This window comes from Zeimonas arvi, assembly GCF_008039575.1.
GTDB classification, from domain to species: domain Bacteria; phylum Pseudomonadota; class Gammaproteobacteria; order Burkholderiales; family Burkholderiaceae_E; genus Zeimonas; species Zeimonas arvi.
Window position 1 is genome coordinate 208,256 of record NZ_VDUY01000007.1, and the last position, 18,571, is coordinate 226,826.

Annotated in this window: 17 protein-coding genes; 10 read left to right on the forward strand and 7 right to left on the reverse strand. The window is 65.5% G+C overall.

Features of this window, described 5'->3' with window-relative positions; genetic code table 11:
- Positions 1-144: 144 nt before the first annotated feature.
- Complete coding sequence (locus FHP08_RS16530) at positions 145-2,244, forward strand: copper-transporting P-type ATPase (RefSeq protein ID WP_147705590.1); 2,100 nt, start codon at positions 145-147, stop codon at positions 2,242-2,244.
- A gap of 27 nt (positions 2,245-2,271) precedes the next feature.
- Here FHP08_RS16530 and FHP08_RS16535 read toward each other — a convergent pair whose 3' ends face one another.
- Positions 2,272-2,589 (reverse strand): copper-binding protein, encoded by a 318-nt coding sequence (locus tag FHP08_RS16535; RefSeq protein WP_147705591.1) that lies wholly within the window; start codon positions 2,587-2,589, stop codon positions 2,272-2,274.
- Between the two features lie 260 nt (positions 2,590-2,849).
- Here FHP08_RS16535 and FHP08_RS16540 point away from each other — a divergent pair, with 260 nt between their 5' ends.
- The 5 genes from FHP08_RS16540 to FHP08_RS16560 all read left to right on the forward strand — a co-directional run bounded on the left by FHP08_RS16540 (position 2,850) and on the right by FHP08_RS16560 (position 10,154).
- A complete protein-coding gene (locus tag FHP08_RS16540) occupies positions 2,850-3,167 on the forward strand; it encodes a DUF4148 domain-containing protein (RefSeq protein ID WP_147705592.1) in 318 nt (105 codons plus the stop codon).
- A 501-nt stretch (positions 3,168-3,668) separates the two neighbouring features.
- On the forward strand, positions 3,669-4,955 hold the full coding sequence (locus FHP08_RS16545) for a TolC family protein (RefSeq protein WP_147705593.1): 1,287 nt from the start codon (positions 3,669-3,671) through the stop codon (positions 4,953-4,955).
- Positions 4,952-6,472 carry an efflux RND transporter periplasmic adaptor subunit gene (locus FHP08_RS16550; RefSeq protein WP_147705594.1) on the forward strand — a complete coding sequence of 507 codons (1,521 nt, stop codon included), beginning with the start codon at positions 4,952-4,954 and terminating at the stop codon, positions 6,470-6,472. The genes FHP08_RS16545 and FHP08_RS16550 overlap by 4 nt, the downstream gene beginning before the upstream one ends.
- A complete protein-coding gene (locus tag FHP08_RS16555; protein WP_147705595.1) occupies positions 6,469-9,648 on the forward strand; it encodes an efflux RND transporter permease subunit in 3,180 nt (1,059 codons plus the stop codon). The genes FHP08_RS16550 and FHP08_RS16555 overlap by 4 nt, the downstream gene beginning before the upstream one ends.
- On the forward strand, positions 9,645-10,154 hold the full coding sequence (locus FHP08_RS16560) for a DUF411 domain-containing protein (protein ID WP_147705596.1): 510 nt from the start codon (positions 9,645-9,647) through the stop codon (positions 10,152-10,154). The genes FHP08_RS16555 and FHP08_RS16560 overlap by 4 nt, the downstream gene beginning before the upstream one ends.
- A gap of 334 nt (positions 10,155-10,488) precedes the next feature.
- On the opposite strand, the gene FHP08_RS16565 is transcribed toward FHP08_RS16560, so the two are convergent.
- A complete protein-coding gene (locus FHP08_RS16565; RefSeq protein WP_147705597.1) occupies positions 10,489-10,986 on the reverse strand; it encodes a YigZ family protein in 498 nt (165 codons plus the stop codon).
- 86 nt (positions 10,987-11,072) lie between these two features.
- Here FHP08_RS16565 and FHP08_RS16570 point away from each other — a divergent pair, with 86 nt between their 5' ends.
- Both FHP08_RS16570 and FHP08_RS16575 read left to right on the forward strand, forming a co-directional pair.
- The gene (locus FHP08_RS16570; RefSeq protein ID WP_187272337.1) at positions 11,073-13,367 is read left to right on the forward strand and encodes a TonB-dependent receptor; all 2,295 of its coding nucleotides are present in this window, start codon (positions 11,073-11,075) and stop codon (positions 13,365-13,367) included.
- Complete coding sequence (locus tag FHP08_RS16575) at positions 13,357-14,487, forward strand: PepSY-associated TM helix domain-containing protein (RefSeq protein ID WP_147705599.1); 1,131 nt, start codon at positions 13,357-13,359, stop codon at positions 14,485-14,487. Before FHP08_RS16570 ends, FHP08_RS16575 begins: the two co-directional genes overlap by 11 nt.
- A 125-nt stretch (positions 14,488-14,612) precedes the next feature.
- Here FHP08_RS16575 and FHP08_RS16580 read toward each other — a convergent pair whose 3' ends face one another.
- From FHP08_RS16580 to FHP08_RS16600, 5 genes are all read right to left on the reverse strand, one after another.
- Entirely contained in the window at positions 14,613-14,837 is a 225-nt protein-coding gene (locus FHP08_RS16580) for a hypothetical protein (RefSeq protein ID WP_147705600.1), read from the reverse strand.
- Positions 14,834-15,121: a hypothetical protein gene (locus tag FHP08_RS16585; protein WP_147705601.1), complete on the reverse strand. Its 288-nt coding sequence runs from the start codon at positions 15,119-15,121 to the stop codon at positions 14,834-14,836. Before FHP08_RS16585 ends, FHP08_RS16580 begins: the two co-directional genes overlap by 4 nt.
- A gap of 139 nt (positions 15,122-15,260) precedes the next feature.
- Positions 15,261-16,211, reverse strand: a complete 951-nt coding sequence (locus tag FHP08_RS16590) for a hypothetical protein (RefSeq protein ID WP_147705602.1) — start codon at positions 16,209-16,211, stop codon at positions 15,261-15,263.
- Positions 16,208-16,444 (reverse strand): adenine methyltransferase, encoded by a 237-nt coding sequence (locus FHP08_RS16595; protein WP_147705603.1) that lies wholly within the window; start codon positions 16,442-16,444, stop codon positions 16,208-16,210. Before FHP08_RS16595 ends, FHP08_RS16590 begins: the two co-directional genes overlap by 4 nt.
- Before the next feature lie 11 nt (positions 16,445-16,455).
- Positions 16,456-16,920 (reverse strand): hypothetical protein, encoded by a 465-nt coding sequence (locus FHP08_RS16600; protein WP_147705604.1) that lies wholly within the window; start codon positions 16,918-16,920, stop codon positions 16,456-16,458.
- On the opposite strand from FHP08_RS16600, the gene FHP08_RS16605 reads away from it, so the two are divergent.
- Positions 16,905-17,648, forward strand: coding sequence for a hypothetical protein (locus FHP08_RS16605; protein WP_147705605.1), 744 nt, complete (start codon positions 16,905-16,907; stop codon positions 17,646-17,648). The two genes, FHP08_RS16600 and FHP08_RS16605, sit on opposite strands and share 16 nt — an antisense overlap.
- 24 nt (positions 17,649-17,672) lie before the next feature.
- Positions 17,673-18,221, forward strand: a complete 549-nt coding sequence (locus FHP08_RS16610; RefSeq protein WP_147705606.1) for a hypothetical protein — start codon at positions 17,673-17,675, stop codon at positions 18,219-18,221.
- Positions 18,222-18,571: the final 350 nt, after the last annotated feature.

Here is an 18,571-nt window from a genome sequence, read left to right on the forward strand (position 1 = left end):
TACAGATCTGTAATCTAGCGGTCAGGAACATGTTCTCTCCCCCCGAAAGAATGGCTGCCGAGCAACGAACTGCCAGGGGAGGGTGCGGTGAACGAGCATTCGAATCATCATAACCAGCGGCGCCCGCATCGACCGGAGCCTGCAATGAGCGTGTACACCTGCCCGATGCACCCCCAGATCCGCCAGTCGGCGCCGGGCAATTGCCCCATTTGTGGCATGGCCCTCGAACCGCTCTTGCCCTCGCTGGACGCGGACGACAACCCGGAGCTTCGGGACTTCTCTCGGCGGTTCTGGTGGACCCTGCCGCTCACGATCGTGGTGACAGTACTGGCAATGTTCGGTCACCAGTTCGGGGGGCTTTCGGCGCAAGGGCGCTCCTGGGTGGAACTCGCCCTGTCGACGCCAGTTGTGCTCTGGGCAGGCTGGCCGTTCTTCGAGCGCTGCGCGCAGTCGTTCGTGAATCGAAGTCCGAACATGTGGACGCTGATCGGCATCGGCGTCGGCGCTGCCTTCGTCTACAGTCTTGGGGCAACGCTCGCGCCGGGCTGGTTTCCCGATTCCTTTCAAGCGCATGGTCGAGTGGCCGTGTACTTCGAGGCGGCGGTGGTGATTGTGTCGCTGACGCTGCTTGGACAGGTCCTCGAACTGAAGGCGCGTGGCCAGACCTCGGCTGCGATCAAGGCGCTTCTCGGACTTGCGCCAAAAAGCGCCCGGCGAATCAACCCGGATGGCAGCGAGGAAGACATCCCACTTGCTCACGTTCATGTCGGCGATGTCCTGCGCGTGCGGCCCGGCGAGAAAGTTCCGGTTGACGGCACGGTGCTCGACGGCGAAAGTCCGGTCGACGAATCGATGCTCACGGGAGAGCCGATTCCGGTCGGCAAGCGTGCCGGCGACAAGCTCATCGGGGCGACACTGAACACCAGTGGCTCGCTCACCCTGATGGCGGAGCGCGTCGGCTCCGAAACCATGTTGTCGCAGATCGTCGGAATGGTGGCCCAGGCACAGCGCTCGCGGGCGCCCATGCAGCGAATGGCCGACCAGGTGGCGGGCTGGTTCGTGCTTGCGGTCATCGGCATCGCGATCCTCACCTTTGTTGCCTGGGGGCTGTTCGGCCCCGAACCCGCCTGGGTTTTCGCGACGCTCAACGCCCTGGCCGTCCTGATCATCGCGTGCCCCTGCGCGCTCGGTCTCGCCACGCCGATGTCGATCATGGTAGCGACCGGGAAGGCCGCCACACACGGGATCTTGTTCCGCGACGCCGCTGCAATCGAGTCATTGCGCACGATCGACACGCTGGTCGTGGACAAGACCGGCACGCTCACGGAAGGGCGGCCGAGATTCGACAAGGTGGTGCCGGCGAGCGGCTGGACAGAAGCGGAAGTCTTGCGCATTGCCGCAAGCCTCGATCAAGGTTCGGAGCATCCGCTTGCGCAGGCGATCGTTGCCGAGGCGATCCGACGCGACATTCGCCTGGTGGCGCCGGTCGGATTCGAATCGGCCAGCGGCATTGGAGTGCGCGGCAATGTCGAAGGACGAAGAGTCGTGCTAGGCAACACTGCGATGATGAACGAGGAGCAGGTTGCCTGGCAGACGATGTCCGCGGACGCCGAGGCGCTGCGTGTGCAAGGCGCGAGCGTGATGTACCTGGCGGTGGGCGGTGGCCTTGCCGGTCTGCTGTCGGTCGCCGATCCGGTGAAGAGTACGACACCCGAGGCCTTGCGGCTCCTGCACGACGCAGGCCTGAGGATCGTGATGGCGACCGGTGACGGCTGGACGACGGCTCGCGCGGTGGCAGGCCGTCTCGGGATTGATGAAGTTCTCGGCGAAGTCCGTCCCGCTGACAAGGTTGCCCTCGTCGAACGGCTGCAAGCCGAGGGGCGGCGCGTGGCCATGGCGGGAGACGGCATCAACGACGCGCCGGCCCTTGCCCGAGCCGACGTGGGCATCGCGATGGGAACCGGCACCGATGTAGCCATGAACGCGGGGCATGTCACGCTGGTCAAGGGCGATCTCAGGTCCATTGCCAGGGCCAGGATCGTCTCGGAGCAGACCGTGAGGAACATGCGGCAGAACCTCGGCTTTGCGTTGATCTACAACGCGCTGGGCGTTCCGATTGCCGCTGGGGTGCTGTACCCGGTCTTCGGGTGGCTGTTGTCGCCGCTGATCGCGGCGCTGGCGATGAGTCTCAGCTCGGTATCCGTCGTGGGGAATGCCCTGCGGCTCCAGCGAGGACGCGACTGAGGCGCCGCGTCGGCGCTGGTCGGCCCGTCACTTCACCCGGACGATGAGATAGCGCTTCCCATCCTGCACGAACTCGAAATCGATCCTCTGACCGACTTGCAGGCGGTCGAGAATTGTCGCGTCCCGGACGGCGAAGCCCATCGTCATTCCTGGCCAGCCCAGTGTCTGGACCGGACCATGCTGGATGGTTGCACGGGCAGGTTCACGTTCGATTTTCATGACCAGACCGGAGGCGGCGTGCCCGTCATCGCTGGTCCCGGCCCGGGCCGACTGGGCCGAAACCGAACCTGTCCAGACGGCAAGAAGGATGGCGCTCGATAGCGCAGTGGCGAGGGTTCCTTTCATTGGTTTCTCCTTGAGGTGCGTGTCGGCCGGATGATACGGCGCCTCGCCGGACGCCGGACTGACGCGAAGATTACAGGCGCGTAACGCACTGCAGAACGCCCCGGGGCAGCCGCTGGCCGAAGCACATGTCGTAGATGTAACCAACGCGTCAGGTTCTCGTCGCCCCCGAATTTCTAAAGTGTGTTCCGTGACGGCAATCGGACGTCACCCTCGCTCCGAGACGGGGCCTGGTTTCTGAATCGCTTTCGAAGAGGTTCGACATGTCCTACAAAACTCTCCTCCTTGCTGGCTTGGTCGCCGCGGCAGCGGCCCCGGCAATGGCCGCTTCCGGCATGAGCTTTCTCAACAATGAAGTGGGCCAGATGATGCATCAGCTCCCGAGTTCGGTGTCGCGCGCGCAGGTGATTGCGGAGCTCGAACAGGCCCAGCGCCGCAGTGGCGTGCAATACGCCGAGGTCGGCGAAGATTCCTCGTACCCTGCACAAGAAGCCTACGCGGGGTCGGGCCGGCCCATGTCCCATCGCGGGCCCGACATGCCCGGGGTTCAGGGCATGATGCCCGACCATCCACATCGCTGAGGTTGCCAGCCCGAGATCCTCGCGGGCCTCATGCGATAATTCCTCTCATGAGCGGCGCATTTCGATTCGTTCTCGTGATGATGTTGAGCCTGGCAATTCCGGCCTACGGGTTTGCCGGGCTTTCCGCGCAGCAGGCACCGTGTCCGATGGCGCACGTTGACACGGAGCCCGAGTCCGCCGCTCCCTTGCACCACGGCGACATCGATGCGGAAGTCGACTGCTGCGCCGGCCAAGACGATTCCGCGGGGACCGACCAGGCTTGTGAGATGAGTCAGGACTGTGCGGGCGTGCACGCAGTGCACCTTCCTGAAACGACCGGGTTCGCCGCCTCCCTTGCTGCCGTCCGCGCATCGCCATCCCTCGACAGCGGGTGGCTCGTTCGTCATCCGCATTCCATCTGGCGGCCCCCCGCTGCGCTTTGACTGCCTGAGCAACTAGCGCGCCGACCGATCGCGTCGGCGCTGGATCGCACTTCGGTGCGAAACCTTCAGGAGTTGAAGCATGGGCGTGTTCATTCGCGCACGGCTGAGGCACCGCATTGCGAATGCGGCGGTGCTGGGCGCTCTCGCGCTCGCGGCCTTCGCGGCGCATTCCGCGGGCGCCATTTCCTTCGAAGATGCCATACGGGCGGCAGGCGAGCGCAGTCCCGCCGTGCTTGCCGCGCAATCTCGACTGGCCGCAGCAAGACACGAGGTCGGACCGGCGGGGGAACTGCCGGATCCGAGGCTCGCGCTGGGTCTCGACAATGTTCCGACTTCCGGCGTCGATCGGTTCACGATCGATCGCGACTCGATGAGCGCCTTCCGGGTGGAGCTGATGCAGGAGCTGCCCAACCGGGACAAGCGCGAGGCGCGAGTCGAGCTTGCGCTCGCCGAAGTCGATCGGGCAGACGCGCAGCGCCGCCTGGCAGGTGCAACTGCCCGACGCGAGGCCGCCATGGCCTGGCTGCGCCGGCACAGCGTCGAGCGGCAACTGAGCCTTTTCGACGGGCTGTTCAAGGAGAACGCGCTCTTCGCTGAGGCGGTCCGGGCACGGCTGGCCGGAGGATCCGGATCGGCAGCGGACACGGTGACGCCGCGCCAGGAACTTGCCAGGCTTTCGGATCGGCGCGACGCACTGCTGGCCGGCAAGGCACGGGCAATCGCCGCGCTCCGGCAGTGGATAGGCGATGCCGCCGAGGCGCCGCTCGATGGCACGGTGCCCGGGTTTCTCATCTCCAGGGAGGTGCTGGCGGCGAGCCTCGAGGTGCGCCCCGAGGTAATCGTCTATCAGGCTGCGGCGCGCTCGATGGATGCGGAGATTCGGGCGGCCGAGAGCGCGAAGAAGCCGGACTGGGGGGTTGCGCTCGCGTACCAGCGGCGTGGGCAAGGATTTGGCGACATGGTGATGGTCGAGTTCAGCTTCGACTTGCCCATTTTTTCCGCCCAGCGACAGGATCCGCGCATCGCCGCCAGGCGGGCGCAGCGCGCGGGAGTCGATGCCGAGCGGTCGGCAGTGCTGCGGGAGCGTCGACAGGGCCTCGAGAGTGCGCTGGCGGAATACGAGCGGGTCGGCCAAGCGCATCGTCGAGCGCGTGACGTCCTGCTTCCGCTCGCCATCGAGAAGGCGGATCTGACGCTGGCCGGCTATCGGGGCGGAACGGTCGAACTGGGAGATGTCATCGCCGCACGTCAGGAGCGCATCGAGGCTCAGTTGCGGGTGATCGAGCTCGAGGGTGAGCTGCTGGTCGCCGCGGCGGAGCTTCGCTTCGGGTTCGGGACGTCGGAGATCTTGGAGCAGGCGAAATGAGCAGGAATTCGACACTGAGCAGCTTGTTGCGAATCGGCGTCGCGGTCTTGCTTGTCGCCGCCGGGGTGAAGGGCGGCGAATGGTGGACTGCCCGGACGATCGCCGATGGCTCGCCGTCCGGCCATGAGGCGGTCGACGGCACTCCCGCCGTCGCCCCACCGAGCGATAGGAAGGTGCTGTACTGGTACGACCCGATGAGTCCCCAGCACCGCTTCGACAAGCCCGGCAAGTCGCCTTTCATGGATATGGATCTCGTGCCGCGCTATGCCGACGAGGCCGGCACCGACGATGCCGGCGCAACGGTCCGGATCGATCCGGGCGCTACGCAGAACCTGGGCGTACGACGCGCACCGGTCAGGCGGATACCCGCCGAGACTGTCGTCGAGGCCTCCGCTGTCCTGAATTTCAACGAGCGGGATGTTGCGATCGTGCAGGCGCGGACCGGCGGCTTCGTGGAGCGTGTTGCCCCGCTCGCCCCCGGCGACGTCTTGCGGCAGGGGGCATTCATCGCGGAAGTCCTGGTGCCCGAGTGGGCTGCGCGGCAGTACGAGTACCTCGCGCTGCGAAACGCTGGCGATCGACAGCTGCTCGAGGCAGCGCGGTCGCGCCTCAGACTGGCGGGAATGCCCGAGTCGCTGATCCGGAAAGTCGAGACAAGTGGGCGGACACAGGATCGAATCGCGATCACTGCCCCGCGGGCAGGGGTGCTCCAGGAGCTTGGAGTGCGGCAAGGCATGACGCTCGGCTCTGGCCAGACGGTGGCTCGCATCAACGGGATCGGAACGGTCTGGCTCGACGTTGCGGTTCCGGAGGCCAGCGCCTCGGGAATGAGGATCGATCAGCGCGGGGAAGTGAGATTCGTCGCTTTTCCTGGCGAGGTCTTCGAGGCTCGTGTCGCCGCATTGTTGCCATCACTGAACGAAAGGACGCGAACACTGACAGTCAGGCTCGAGCTGCCGAACGGTGACGCACGGCTACGCCCCGGATTGACGGCGCTCGCACGCCTTGCCAGTGAGTCGGATCGAACCCTGCTCGCGGTTCCGACGGAGGCTGTCATCCGCACCGGCAAGCGGGCAATCGTCATGCTTGCGGAGGAGGGCGGGCGATTCCGGCCGGTGGAAGTGACCCTGGGGGACGAGATCGGGAACGACACCGTCATTGTGTCCGGGTTGACCGAGGGCAAGCAGGTCATCGTCAGCGGTCAGTTCCTGATCGACTCCGAGGCCAGCCTCATGGGCTTGCTGGCGCGCGCGGACGAGCGTCCTGCTGCAGGCTCGCCAGGTGTCGCACTGCACGAAGCCGAGGCCACGATCGAAGAGATCGGGGAATCCGAGGTCACCATCAGCCATGGTCCGTTCAAGACGCTTGCAATGCCCGGCATGACGATGCCGTTTCCGCTGGCGAGGCCTGAGCTCCTGCAAGGCTTCAAGGTGGGCGACCGCGTCCGTGTCGGGGTCCGGCAGTCGGACGATGGTCTGGTCGTGGAATCGATCCGCAGCGCCGGAGACAAGCCATGATCGCCGCCCTGATTCGCTGGTCGGTCGCCAACCGCTTTCTGGTGATCCTGATCACCGGTTTCGTCACCGCTTGGGGCATCTGGGCGGTCAGGACCACGCCGATCGACGCCTTGCCCGATCTGTCCGACGTACAGGTCATCGTTCGAACGAGCTATCCCGGGCAGGCACCGCAGATCGTCGAGAATCAGGTCACCTATCCGCTTGCCACCACCATGATGTCGGTGCCGGGCGCAAAGACGGTGCGGGGTTTCTCGTTCTTCGGGGACAGCTTCGTCTATGTGCTGTTCGATGACGGAACCGATCTCTACTGGGCGCGTTCCAGGGTGCTCGAGTACCTGAACCAGGTGCAGGGACGATTGCCTGCGGGCACGGTATCGTCGCTGGGACCCGATGCGACCGGGGTGGGTTGGATCTACCAGTACGCCCTCGTCGACCGTACAGGGCGTCATGACCTCTCGCAGCTCAGGAGCCTTCAGGACTGGTTCCTGAAGTACGAGCTCAAGACGGTGCCTGACGTGGCCGAGGTGGCAACCGTTGGCGGGATGGTCCGCCAGTATCAGGTCGTGCTCGATCCGGCCAGACTTGCGAGCTTCGGGATCACGCACGATCAGGTGATATCGGCGCTGCGCATGGCCAATCAGGAGACCGGTGGCGCAGTGCTCGAGCTTGCGGAGACCGAGTACATGGTCCGGGCGAGCGGGTACCTGCGTTCGATTGCCGACTTCAGGGCCGTGCCCTTGCGGCTGTCGGGCGCGACGCCGGTGACGCTCGGTGACGTCGCACGCGTCCAGCTTGGCCCCGAGATGCGGCGCGGGATCGCGGAGCTGGACGGCGAAGGGGAAGTGACCGGCGGCGTGGTCATTCTTCGCTCCGGCAAGAACGCTCGGGAGACGATCTCAGCGGTCAAGGAGAAGCTGCGCGAACTCGGGCGCAGCCTGCCCGAAGGCGTGGAAATCGTCACCACTTACGATCGCAGCCAGCTGATCGACCGGGCGGTCGACAACCTCAGGAACAAGTTACTGGAGGAGTTCCTCGTGGTGGCGCTCGTGTGCGCCGCGTTCCTGTGGCACCTGCGCTCGTCGCTGGTAGCCATCGTTGCCCTTCCGCTGGGCGTCCTGATCGCGTTCATCGTCATGCGCCACCAGGGCGTCAACGCGAACATCATGTCGCTCGGCGGCATCGCGATCGCAATCGGGGCGATGGTCGACGCCGCAATCGTCATGATCGAGAACGCGCACAAGCGCCTCGAAGCCTGGCAGCATGCCCACCCTGGTGACACACTCAGGGGTGAGGCTCGCTGGGCCGAACTTACCGAGGCGGCGATCGAGGTCGGGCCTGCACTGTTCTTCTCACTGTTGATCATCACGCTATCCTTCGTGCCGGTATTCACGCTGCAGGCCCAGGAGGGGCGGATGTTCGGGCCGCTGGCTTTCACGAAGACCTACGCGATGGCGGCAGCCGCTGGCCTCTCCGTGACCCTCATTCCCGTGCTGATGGGGTACTGGATCCGGGGCAGGATTCCTGAGGAGGCACGCAATCCACTGAATCGCTGGCTCATCGCGGCGTATCGCCCCTGCCTGGAGCTCGTGCTGCGCAACCCATGGAAGACGCTGGCTGCCGCACTCGTCGTGTTCGTCAGCGTTGCGTGGCCGGCGAGCCGCCTGGGGGGCGAGTTCCTGCCGCCACTGGACGAAGGGGACATGCTGTACATGCCGTCCGCGCTGCCGGGATTGTCGGCCCGGAAGGTGTCGGACCTGCTGCAGCAGACCAACCGGATGATTCGCACGGTTCCGGAGGTGGCTAGTGTTTTCGGCAAAGCGGGGCGTGCGGAAACCGCGACCGACCCTGCGCCGCTGGAGATGTTCGAGACGACGATCAGGTTCAAGCCGCAGAGCGAATGGCGACCCGGCATGACTCCCGAGAAGCTCGTGGAGGAACTGGACAAGGCCGTGAAGGTGCCAGGCCTTGCCAACATCTGGATTCCGCCGATTCGAAATCGCACGGATATGCTCGCAACCGGGGTCAAGAGTCCGATCGGCGTCAAGGTTTCCGGCAGCACACTCGCGGTGATCGACCGCGCCACTCAGGAGATCGAGCGGGTTGCCCGGACCGTTCCGGGCGTCTCGTCAGCGCTAGCGGAAAGACTCACCGGCGGACGTTATATCGACGTGGAGATCGATCGGGCCGCGGCGGCGCGTCACGGCATGAACATCGCCGAAGTGCAGTCTGTCGTGGCCGGGTTGATCGGAGGAGAGAACATCGGCGAGACCGTGGAAGGACTCGCCCGCTACCCGATCAGCGTCCGCTACCCGAGGGAGTGGCGCGACACGGTTGGCAGGCTGGCTGCGTTGCCGGTGGTCACGCCTGCGGGCCAACAAGTCACGTTGGGCGCGCTCGCCCGGATCAGGGTCAGTGACGGGCCGCCGATGATTCGCAGCGAGAATGCCCGGCCCAGCGGCTGGGTCTACGTCGATGTGCGGGGGCGCGATCTCTCCTCGACCGCCGAGGCCCTGCGTGAAGCCGTCACGCGCGACGTTGCCCTCGAACCCGGGACGAGCGTGACCTACTCGGGGCAGTTCGAGTTTCTCGAGCGCGCGAACCAGCGCCTGACGATTGTGGTGCCGGCTACGTTGGTGATCATCTTCGTGCTCCTCTACCTCACGTTCAAGCGTCTGGACGAGGTCCTCTTGATCATGGCGACTCTGCCGTTCGCATTGACCGGCGGGGTGTGGTTCCTGTACTGGCTGGGCTTCAATCTGTCGGTTGCTACCGGCGTGGGGTTCATTGCGCTGGCGGGCGTGACCGCCGAGTTCGGCGTCATCATGCTTCTGTACCTGAAGAACGCCTGGGAGCCACGGCATGCGGCCGGGGACTGCGATCGCAAGGCCCTGGAAGGCGCGATACGCGAGGGGGCGGTCCTGCGCGTGCGCCCGAAGATCATGACGGTTGCGGTGATCATCGCGGGCCTGCTGCCGATTCTGCTCGGCACCGGCACCGGCAGCGAGGTGATGAGCCGGATTGCCGCACCGATGGTCGGCGGAATGATCACCGCACCACTGCTTTCCCTCTTCGTGATTCCGGCGGCTTACCTGCTGATGCGCATGCCGCGAACTGTCGAAAAGTCGATGCCGCGCGCGGGCCTGGCCCGCGTCGCAACAGAAGGAGCAGGCAAATGAAAACGATCGATAAACGCACCGCGACACGTGAGACCCTCCGATTTGACGCCAGACGGCGATGGCTCTGGGCGGGCCTGCTGCTCGTCGGCGCGCCCGCTTTTTCAAGTGGCAACCCCGGCAAGGGCGCTCCCCGAATCGAGGTTTGGAAGAGCCCGACCTGCGGATGCTGCAGGGACTGGATCGAGCATGTCCGGGCGAACGGCTTCGAGGTCGCGGTGAACGAAACTGGCAACGCCGCGGTTAGGGCGCGCCTGGGCATTCCGCAGGCGCTCGGATCTTGCCATACGGCAGTGGTGGACGGATATGCGCTGGAGGGGCACGTTCCGGCGAGCGACATTCGGCGCCTGCTCCAGGAGCGGCCGAAGGCGGTCGGGCTGGCCGTGCCAGGGATGCCGATCGGTTCCCCCGGAATGGATGGTTCGGCGTACGGCGGCCGACGGGATCCGTTCGACGTCCTGCTGGTTCACGAAGGCGGCAAGGCGTCCACCTTCCGCAGGGTGGAGTGATCGGGGTCAATCGATTCTTTGGCAACGATTTGCATGGATGCCACCCATTCGCTACAGAAGCTCGATGTGCGTCGCGACCTCCAAGCCCAGAGGCTCTCCACCAGGATGCCGAGCAGGTCCTGCTGGTCGACGTAGGCCTCGTACTCGGACTCGACCACTCCTAGCGCCGAGTCTACGAGTAATCGCTGCGGGAATTTGGCATGCCGCACTGGCGGAGTTTGTCGAGTGTACTGTCGTCGATCGGAAACTTGCTGATCCTGCTCGCGTGTGACGTGCAGCTGAAGTGAGAGGTGCGGCAGCGGCGCCTTCTTGACGCCGAGCGTCAGTGATCGAGTTAGCGCCGGATGAGGCCATCTTGCGCGTACTGCATCCGGCAGCGCAGCGCTTGCCTGAGGACGATGGGTGTTCTCCCGGCACCGAGCAGTACCTGCGCCAGCGCGTCGGTATAGGCGCGCACCAGCCCACATGCGCCCAACCCCACGCCGGCGAAGCAGCACTTCATGGCGGCCGTTACGACGTTGACATCCTGGGCGTGAGGCGGGTCGAGCATTGGTCCCCACGTCCCGGATGGCCTCACGTCGTCGACCGAGGCCGAGTGTCCGTCGGCCCGCAGCGCCCCGCACACGTAGGCAGCACCTAGTTGTTCGGAGCGCGGGCTCTCGACGATCTTCAACGCACCGGCCCGGACGGCGATCAGCTGAACGCAGCCGATGAAGCAACTCCCGCGGATGAGCAGTTCACCGCTGGCGAGCGCGGCGCAGAGAGGGGCTCGGATGGGAGTTTCGCCAGACGCCTGCTGGTTGAAGCCTGGCGACAAGGCAGACAGCGTCACGCCCTGGATATCGCGTGAGCTGGCGAGGGCATCGTGCCGACAGGCACATTTCTGGAATGCAAATGCGAATCACTCGCATTAGAATCATGGAACGAAGCGGTCGAGACACCCGTCTTCGCGCCCCCGCCGGGTTCGACAGGCGGGGCCGTCCAGCACCCAACCCGGTCCCTGAACCCATGACAGCAAACACACCGCAGGCGCGAGCGCACGCGTCCGGCGCCCGCCGCATTCCCCGCAGCATCCTTTCAGCAGCCGTGGCAAGCAGCTGCGCCGCGCTGGCGCATGCCCAGGAGCCGGCTCCGGCCGCCTCGCTCCCGGAGGTCACGGTCACGGCCACCCGCTCCGAGGCTCTGGTCGATACCGTTCCGCAGTCGGTGACGATCGTGCGCCGCGAGGAGATCGAGCGGCAGGTAAGCGCCGGCAGCGGACTCGGCGACATCCTGGGCAAGCTGGTGCCCGGCTTCGCGGTGGGGCGCGAGTCGCCGAGCACCTTCACGCAGACCCTGCGAGGTCGCAACATCAACGTCCTGATCGACGGCGTGCCCCAGAGCACCAACCGCAATGGTGCGCGCATCCTCACGCTGATCGATCCGTCGGCGGTCGAAAGGATCGAGGTCATCCGCGGCGCAACGGCGATCTACGGAGACGGCGCCACGGGTGGCGTGGTCAACATCATCACTCGCAAGGGAGGTGGCGCGGTCGCTCACTCGACCGAGGTGGGCGGCAACCTGTCGCTGTCCCATCCGGCCGACAGCCTGGGTACGGTGCTTCGCCACACGTCTTCCGGCTCGAAGGACAAGGTCGACTTCCTCTTCAATGTCGCCGTGGAGCAGACCGGCGCGTTCTTCGACGCAGACGGCGACCGGATTCCGCCCTCCGGCGCAAACCAGGGGAGCCTGTCCGAGACCCGCAGCTACAGCCTGCTGGGCAAGCTGGGCTACCAGCTCGACGCCAGTCAGAGCATCCAGCTCACGGCGCAGGCCTACAAGGCCGACCAGGACACCGACTACACCACCGATCCGTCCGTGCCGGCGGCGCCGCTGCGGGGGCACAAGTCGCGGGCCATCTCGGGGCTGTCGCTAGACGAAAAGGAAGGCTCCAAGAATAGCCTCGTCTCGCTGGACTACAACAACAAGGAAATCTGGGGCAGCAAGATGCACGCCCAGCTCTTCGCCCGGGACTACACGACGGTCTACGCGCCGTACCGGCGGCATGACGGCACCGGGGCAGGGCCGGAGGTGTTCCAGTCCTTCATCGACTCGACGAAGCTCGGCGGACGCCTGGAGTTCGACACGCTGCTTTCCGACAGGCACGGCGTAAGTCTCGTCTGGGGCGCCGATCATATCCGCGAGGAGACCTCGCAGTCCGGATACGTGCACGATCCGGCGGCTTATGCCGCCTCCGGCGGGCGCGTCTTCCGGAGCACCGGCCAGGTAGTGACGTGGGTACCTCCGTACGACGTGGTGAGCACCGGCCTCTTCGGCCAGCTCGAGTGGCAGGCGACCGCCGGCCTATTGCTGCGCGGTGGGCTGCGCCACGAAAGCATCGACGTCGACGTGGGCGATTTCACGAACATCGACGGCGGGGCCGTCGGCGGCGGGAGCAAGCGCTACAGCGACACGCTCTACAACCTCGGCGCAGTGTTCGACCTGAACGAGCGGATCAACCTCTACGCCAGCTACAACCAGGGATTCTCGCTGCCGGACATGGGGCTGACGCTGCGCGGCGCGGCAGCCGGAAGTTCATTCGCCGCCTTGAACACCCAGCCGCAGGTGGTGGACAACTACGAGGTCGGCGTGCGCGGCAATTGGGGCGGGACCCGGGCAAGTTTCGCGCTCTTCTGGAGCGAGAATGATCTCGGGGCCCGCTCCGGCGGCCTGAATGCTGCGATCGTGCGAGCGCCCGAGAAGATCTACGGTTTCGAGGCCACCGTCGATCACCGGTTCGCGAATAGCTGGCGAGCCGGCGGCACCTTCTCCTGGCTCGAAGGGAAGAAGTACGCCGCGACCGGCGCCGAGATTGGCTACCTGGGCAACGATGCCATCATGCCCCCGAAGCTGACGGCCTACGTCGAGCATCAGACCACGCCGAAGTGGTCGAATCGCCTGCAGGTGCTCTACAGCGGCAGCCGGGACCGTTTCGACCCGAGCAGCACCGCCGCGTACCAGAACCGGATCGAGGATTACGCGATCCTCGACTGGGTGAGCGAGTACCGGATCGGCAAGAAGGGGACGCTGTCCTTCGGCATCAACAATCTGCTCAACGAGCAGTACCACAGCACTTTCTCGCAGACCGTGGTGAATCCGCGCGTGTACGGCAACACCGCTTATGCGGCCGCATCGGGCGCGGTGCTTCACGCGACCTACAAGCATGCCTGGTGAGCCGGCCAGCGTGCCGCCCAGCGTTGCTCGCGTTCGCGCGCGGCGGTTGTGGCTGGCGGCGCATCGCTGGCTCGGGCTGGCCGTGGGCGTCGTGCTGTTCGTGTCTGCGGTCACCGGCAGCGCGATGCTCGTCGCCGATCCGCTCGACGAGGTTCTCGGCGACCGTCTGCATCGTGTCGCAGAACCCGGGCCGGTCGACTACCGCGCGGTGCTGGCCCGTCTCGCGGCGGACATCGCTCAGGACGCCTCGCTCACGCTTCGCCCGCCGCGCGAGAAGGACGAATCCTTCCAGGCCATGGTGAGGGGCGAGTGGAGCGGGACGATCTTCCTGCATCCCTCGACCGGGGACGTGCTGGGCCGTCGCGGCGAAACGCAAGGGGCAATGGGCTTGCTGTTCGCGCTGCACGCCAGCCTGTTCGCCGGCGAGCCAGGGAAGGCGGTGCTGACCCTCGCGGCGGCCGGCTACCTCGGGATGCTGGCCTCGGGCGTGTACCTGTGGTGGCCGTCCGGTTGGCGGCAGGCCTGGTCGATTCGCCTTTCGGGGAGCGGCCTGCGCGCGCTGTTCGACTTGCACCGGGTCACCGGCGCGCTCTTCGGGCTGCTGGTTATGGTCTCGGTTGCCACGGGCGCCTACATGGCCTGGCCGCCGTTGGCGGCTGCCGTCACGAAGCTCGGCATGGCGAGTCCGGCGGGCCCGCCGCGGGTGGCCGGGGGACCGCCTTCGATCGAAGCCGTCGTCCTGGCGGTCGAGCATGCCCGGACGATGTTCCCGGACGCCATGGTCGGTTACGTGCAGGTTCCAGCCGGCGCCGACATGCCGGTGAGGATCCGGTTGCGCCTGCCGGACGACCCGCACCCGAACGGCCTCACCTCCGTGTGGGCGCATCCCGATAGCGCTGAGATCGTCCAGGTGAACCGCTGGACCGACCTGGATCCGGGCACGCGCGCCTACGCCTACATCTATCCGCTGCACAGCGGCGAGCTCTGGGGGCTACCCTGGACGATACTCGTCTTCGCTTCCGGCGTTCTGCTGGCCACTGGTGCGGTGACTGGCATGCTCCTGTGGTGGCGGCGACGCCGGCCGGCCAGGCCTGCGCGGACGGCAACTCGGCCGGGGTGAGTCGCCGCCCGAAGGACCTCGTCAGGCGCCGGGAAGGCGCGCTGCGTACTGTCGCGCCTTTTTGTGGGTCCGCGCCAACTCGGCGCCCACCCGCGCGGCGGCCATCGAGGCCATCCTCATCGAGATCATCGACGCCGGCGCCTTGCCTGCGGTTGATCCTCGACCAGGGCGCCGAGCTCGACCAGCTGGTCGACGTAGGCTGCGTGCTCGCCTTCAAGCGGCCAGTCCAGCCCCTCGGCCACGACGTAGTTGCTGACCGTCATCGCGATGCCTCGCTTGCGGAGCTCATCGAGGCAGCCATCGTCGATGGGGTGCTTGCTGGTCGAGACCAGGCGAAGGTGGGCACTCATCCAGCCACCTCCAGCTCGCATACGTCGAGTGGGGTCAGCTCCTGATCGTCGATCGGCTTGAGCTTGCGGCGTGCTGCCCACAGGCGTGGACCAGGGGACCGTTGCATCGGCTCGCCGTCGCGACCCATCGCGGACGCGAATCGCAGACCGTCGACGCGCTCGATCAGGTAGGGGGTCTCGGCGCGGTGCGGGTCGATGAAGACGACCAGCACCAGCTTTCCGTTGTTGCGCGGGTCGCTGCAGTTGCAGGTCAGGCACAGCGTGCCTGGGGAGATGGTGGACATCGTGTTCTCCTTCCCGCAAGACGATCGAGTGGTCGTCTTGCCAGCGTGCGGGGAGGGCGCGGGCTCGACGCTTTAGCCGGTTGGGTCCCGTCGGCAAGTGGTCTGTAAATCCACGGGGCTGGCCCCGGGCCAGCAGGAACTAGGTTACCTTGTCGCTTGGGCTCGGCGCGCGCTCGGTAGGCGCGGATCGCACGTTCACATCGGAAGTGACATCGCATGCCGTTGGGCGACCGTCCGAGCGGGTGTCGAGTGGCAGCAGCACCAAGGACCGTCCTTCCGCGAATCTTGTGACGACGACAGCGCCCGTGCTCCACTCGCGCACGAAAACATGGTCGCCGAGGTAGCCCAAGTACGTGCTGCCAGCGACGGGCGTCGAAATCGCGGAGGAGCGTGAACCGGCTATCTCGACAGGAGCGCAGCCGTCGCGCAGGCGCTCATGCGCGGATACACGACCGGCAGGGAAAGCGCAAAAGATTGGCGCTGTGACGATGAAGAGGGAGAGCATGGCCAGCAGGCGGGAGTCGAAAATGGCCGCAACTGCAGGGTCGGACCCGCCCTTGACCGCCAGCGATACGCTGAACCAGAGTCCCGCAGCTAACGCGATGTACCACACGATCAGGCTTCGAGTTTCTGCGGTCGGCTCGGCGGCTTCGGGCACCTGGATGTAAAGCCCAATGAAAAAGATAATCGCAAAGATGCCAACCCAAGAAAGGTTCGCGATCGTTTTGGCGCGGCTCGGGTTCTTGGGGCAAAGCCAATTGCCCATGCGGTCCAGCGCGGCGGACAGATGCTCTAGAACGCCAATGACCCCACGAACAACTCCTATGAGTACAGCCCCGGTGACGAGAGCAACCGAGAGCGGGTACACCGAGAGCTTCACAACGTCCCCGATTCCTACGTACTCCAACGGGTTGATTTGGAAGACGCCCCAATAGCCCCAGAGGTAGAGGACGGAGACCGCGATACTGTAGGGAATCGCGTACTGGAGATGCCGAGGGCGAAACCGCAAGCGTTGACTCGCGACGTTTTCTCGTTTCCCGACTGGCGCTACTTCAGTCGCCGCGGTTGCCTGCTGTCCCTCGTCGCTCATTTCTCGGCCCCATTCGGGGCCCGTTCAAGGTTCAACGCCAACAGCCGCCGCAGGATCTCGTCGTCCGGCATCTCGGGCGTGTAGTCGTCCCACCCGTAGGCCTTCGCGACAGCAGCGTCGAGATCGCGGTGGATGTTCGCGAGCCACGTCGGCCGCTCGTTGTAGAGGTTCGTCAGCGTCCGCTTCTTCAGCTTGTCCTCGAAACCGGGCTTCGCGACGATCAGGACAGGCATGGTCTGTGCATTCAACGCGCGCACGCCGCGCGCATCAGACCGTGCTTCTGGATGAAAGTCGCCTCGCCGAAGCGCGCCTGGGAGACGGTCACCTCACCCCGCCCACCAGCGTCGATTCGGAAGTACCAGATTTCGACGTTCGTGCCAGGGTAGTGCACGAGGAACACCATCTGGTTCTCCGTCTGATCGACCAGGATTATCTGTGCACCGTCGTCGAGGCTGCTCACCGTCCGGTTCATCGAGTCCGAGTAGATGATGTCGAACTTTCCGCTGTCCCTGCGAAGCAGCAGGTAGCTACCGTCTTTGATCGCGTCGGTTGCCCAGCCGGCCTTCCCTTTCGTAACCAGTAGCTGCTGCGGGTAATAAGTGTGCCCGCTCGGGTTGGCGCAGCGTGTGACTATCGACTGCTGCGCGTCCGCTCCTGACGCCGAGGACACCAGTGCGCAGAAGAGTAGGGGCGATGCGCAACGCCGCATGGCGGATGCTCCGGTGGATTCGTGCCAACAGGATGCCAACGGGCCTCGTGATTGTCGAGGGAGGCGACGTTGCCCTCGTGCCGGATGGTGAGGCATGCTTCGCCGTGAAGGGGGAGGGGAAGATGGCAGATGGCACAGCGAGCCGCGGGCGACCGGTCTGGCGAATACTCAAGTGGATCATCTTCGCACTGGTCGCCTGGGTGCTTGTCTTGATCGCTGCGGGGAACGAGATCGACAGCAAGGTGCCGGCGCTTCTGCCGATGAGGTCGGTGTTCACCGACATTTGGGATGGCGGCTACGCCAGCGCCGAGGGCACCTGGACTATCGAGGGCGCGAAATCGGCGTCACCTTTCCAGACGTCGTCGGTCACTTGCAGGAGGCGGGAGGGACTCTGCAAGGAGGCGCGAGCGAAGTTGGTGAACGATAACGACTACCTCGTCGCGGAAATGGAGGAGTACAGGATCCAGAAATGGGATGAGCACACGATTGTCTTCACGACTGAGTCCGCGACGTGTGCCCGGTACACATACACGCTCGACAGGGCCTCGAAGGCTCTTGTAGGGGTTCGCACCTTGAAGGCGCCAGATGACCCTCGGTGCGCGCAACTAGAGGATCGACTAGTCCTTCGACTCGAAGACGGGCTCGAAGTTCACCGGCGGGCCAGGGCAGAAGCGATGCCATGGTGGGGCGAGATCGCCTACGCGCCTCTCAGGGCGCTCTTCCGCTGATGCGCAGCGATCGGTAGGGGTCCTGTGCTGCTAGGGATAGGCAAGGAAGAGTGGGAACTGATCAACTCGTTCTCGGGTTGGCTTTCAGCCCTTGGCACGACTGGCGCCGTCATCGTCTCGCTCTACCTGGCGCGAAGAGCGTATACGCCCCGTGCGCGGGTTTCCGTCGGCCTTCGACTCATCATCTCTCCCGGTGATGTCGGTGACCCGCCAGAGTTCCTCGTGTTTCACATCACCAATACGGGTGACCGGCCGGTGCGCATCACGGGCATCGGCTGGAGAGTGGGGTGGCCGTCACGAAGGCACGCGATGCAGAACTTTGGCTCCGTTTTCAGTAGCCCCCTGCCGATTGAGCTTGGCCACGGACAGGAGGCTTCATGGTTCGTTCCGTTGGATCAGCGGGATGAGCCCTGGGTCAACTTCTTTGCTCGCACCATGCTGCGGGGCGGTTGGCTCGAACGGGTGACGCTGCGCGGGACCTTCGCGACTTCCACTGGCGTCGTGTTTCTGGCGAGGCCCGAGCGTGAGTTCCTCCTGCGGATCCGCGACGCGCGCAGCCAGGCGCGGCAATAGTGACGTAGGGAACGCCTCGGCCACGTCATCGTCGGCGCCAGGCTCGCGCTTCCAGAACGCGCACCCCCGGTCAGGCTGGGCGACGATCTGCACCCGGTCGTCGAGCCCGCAAACGGCGGCGCGTGAGGGGTCCCAGCGCAGCCAGTGGGCACAGTGCCGGCAGGGGCGGTCGAGCGGGGTCACTGCAGGCCAGGTGGATCTTCAGCCTCGACCACGGTCTCGCCGTAAGCGTCCGCCCAAGGCCGTCTTGACCGGCCGGTGTTGATCAGGCAGCGATCGGCTCGGCAGCCAGCGCCGCGATCGAGATCCGCCACGGCAGCAACTCGTCAACGCGGTTGATTGGGTGATCG